This is a genomic window from Desulfurellaceae bacterium, from assembly GCA_021296095.1.
Taxonomy (GTDB): Bacteria; Desulfobacterota; Binatia; order Bin18; family Bin18; genus JAAXHF01.
This window is the reverse complement of sequence record JAGWBB010000178.1, coordinates 1-1,916: the sequence shown is the minus strand read 5'-3', so window position 1 is coordinate 1,916 and position 1,916 is coordinate 1. Positions and strand designations below refer to the sequence as shown.

Sequence of the window (1,916 nt, the reverse complement as noted above, 5' to 3'; positions counted from 1 at the left end):
CGCGCCGGAGCTGATCTGATCTTGACTTACTACTCCAAGGATGCGGCCCGGCTGCTGGGCCGGACGTGAGCCATGCCACGCAAAAAAAAGAAACGCCGCGGCCTGTCCCAGCTTGAGGCTGTGCGTCAGGTCCGCAAAGCGCTCCCGCCGCCCAGCCGGGCCGAGGACGACCCGACGAAGTACCGCCGGACTGCCGCCCGACGGAGCTGGCAAAAAGAGCTGAAGCAGCTGGAAGAAGGCTAGGAGGAGGACATATGTGGAAAAAGACGGTTCTTGCGGCAGTGACGGTGCTGGTCCTGGGTCTGCCCGGGTTGGCCTATGGCGGCGAGTACGACGATTTTGAAGACGCCCACCCCCTGCGGATCGTCGCCTATCCGCTCCACGCCATAGGCTATGGTCTGGAACGGCTCATCACCCGACCGATCCATCGTCTGGTCTCGCGGCCCGGCCTGGCACCCATAGTCGGTCACACCCCGGACGAGTTCTCTTTTGACCAGCGGCCGAGCAGCCTGCTGTCATCCGATAGCATGCGGGCGCTGCGTGATTCTCCAGTCTCACTGAGCGGCGCGGACCAGCCCGGAGCGGCCGAGCAGTCGGCCCAGACGCTTGTCGGCTCGCCGCTCCAATAGTCTGGGTCCGATCCCAGGCCGAGTCCATCGCAGGCCGCACAGCCACTCGACGCAATCGCGCCGGGCTCCGCTCCCGGGCTCACCACTCTTCGCCGAACGGCCGGACCTCGACATGAAACGACCAGCCGGAACGCTCCTGATGGACGACCTGCCAGGTCGTGTCGGCAATCGCCGCCGGTTTGATGAAGAAGTCATCCGACTTGTCCGTGAACATCTTGCGCGTCCACTCCAGATCGATCACCGCGTCAATCACCACATAGGCCACGTGGACGCCCTGCGGGCCCAGCGTACGGGCCATGGACTCGGCCAGGATGCGCTGGGCGGCCTTGGTCGGCGCAAACCCGGCAAAGCGCGGCTTGCCGCGCAGGGCCGAGGTATTGCCGGTGGCGATGATGGCGCCCTTGCCGGCCGCAATCATGTCGGGCGCCACGGCCCGGGCCAGGTACAGCAGGCCCATCGTATTGACCTGAAAGTTCTGCTCCAGGACCGCAGGCTCGATCTCCAGAAACGTTCCAAAGGCGCCGCCCACCGCGTTGTGGATCAGCACCTCGGGCGCACCCAGGTTCTCCTTGATGGCGGCCAGGGTCGTGTCCACCGCCGCCTGGTCCGACACGTCACAGCCAAAACCGGTCGTGTGCGGAATCTCCCGCTCCAGCTGTGACAGCCGCTCCTCGTTGCGGGCCAGCATGGCGACCTGATAGCCGCCTGCGGCAAAACGGCGGCTCAGGGCCGCCCCGGTCCCCGGACCAACTCCGGAAATAACACAAACGGGCCGTGTCATAGCGCTCTCCTGTCGCCCTCAGATGCCGTACACCTGGGCGACGTTATCGCCGATGACCTTCTGGCGGGTGGACGCCGACATCGGTTCGACCAGCTCTTTCAGCTCGTCCATGTAGTTGCCCGGATGATCGAAATGCGGGAAATCCGAGGCCCAGAAAAACTTGTCGGCGCCCACAAAGTCAACCACATTGCCAAACGCCTTCTCGTCGGGATCGCCCGAGATCCAGCACTGGCGGTGAAAATAATAGCTGGGCTTCTCCTTGAGCGGCACCGATTCGCCCAGCGGGCTGTCGTACACCGCGTCCATGCGGTTGAGCAGATAGCCGGCCCAGCCCGCCCCGGACTCCAGGACGACAACCTTGACGCGCGGGAAGCGATCGAACAGACCGTACTGAAACATGGCCGTAAACGCCTGCAGGGGGCCCTGGGCGCCGTGCACATTGTAGTGCCATACCGCCCACTTCTGCATATCCCGGAAGCGTTGGTGGACCCGCTTGGCCGGCGGCT

The 1,916-nt window shown here is 64.6% G+C and carries 4 protein-coding genes; 2 read left to right on the top strand and 2 right to left on the bottom strand.

The annotated features are described in order from the left end of the window. Positions 1–72: 72 nt before the first annotated feature. Entirely contained in the window at positions 73–243 is a 171-nt protein-coding gene (locus J4F42_22590) for a hypothetical protein (protein ID MCE2488312.1), read from the top strand. An 11-nt stretch (positions 244–254) separates the two neighbouring features. Next, positions 255–629: a hypothetical protein gene (locus tag J4F42_22585; protein MCE2488311.1), complete on the top strand. Its 375-nt coding sequence runs from the start codon at positions 255–257 to the stop codon at positions 627–629. Positions 630–708: 79 nt separating this feature from the next. Here J4F42_22585 and J4F42_22580 read toward each other — a convergent pair whose 3' ends face one another. Together J4F42_22580 and J4F42_22575 are read right to left on the bottom strand one after the other, a co-directional pair. Then, positions 709–1,410 (bottom strand): SDR family NAD(P)-dependent oxidoreductase, encoded by a 702-nt coding sequence (locus J4F42_22580; GenBank protein MCE2488310.1) that lies wholly within the window; start codon positions 1,408–1,410, stop codon positions 709–711. Between the two features lie 18 nt (positions 1,411–1,428). After that, positions 1,429–1,916 (bottom strand): amidohydrolase family protein (locus J4F42_22575; protein ID MCE2488309.1); only part of this gene is annotated, 488 nt, incomplete at its 5' end.

Bases quoted from the DNA above. Each gene is read 5' to 3' on its own strand.
- J4F42_22580 (MCE2488310.1), bottom strand. From the start codon at position 1,410: ATGACACGGCCCGTTTGTGTTATTTCCGGAGTTGGTCCGGGGACCGGG.
- J4F42_22590 (MCE2488312.1), top strand. From the start codon at position 73: ATGCCACGCAAAAAAAAGAAACGCCGCGGCCTGTCCCAGCTTGAGGCT.
- J4F42_22585 (MCE2488311.1), top strand. From the start codon at position 255: ATGTGGAAAAAGACGGTTCTTGCGGCAGTGACGGTGCTGGTCCTGGGT.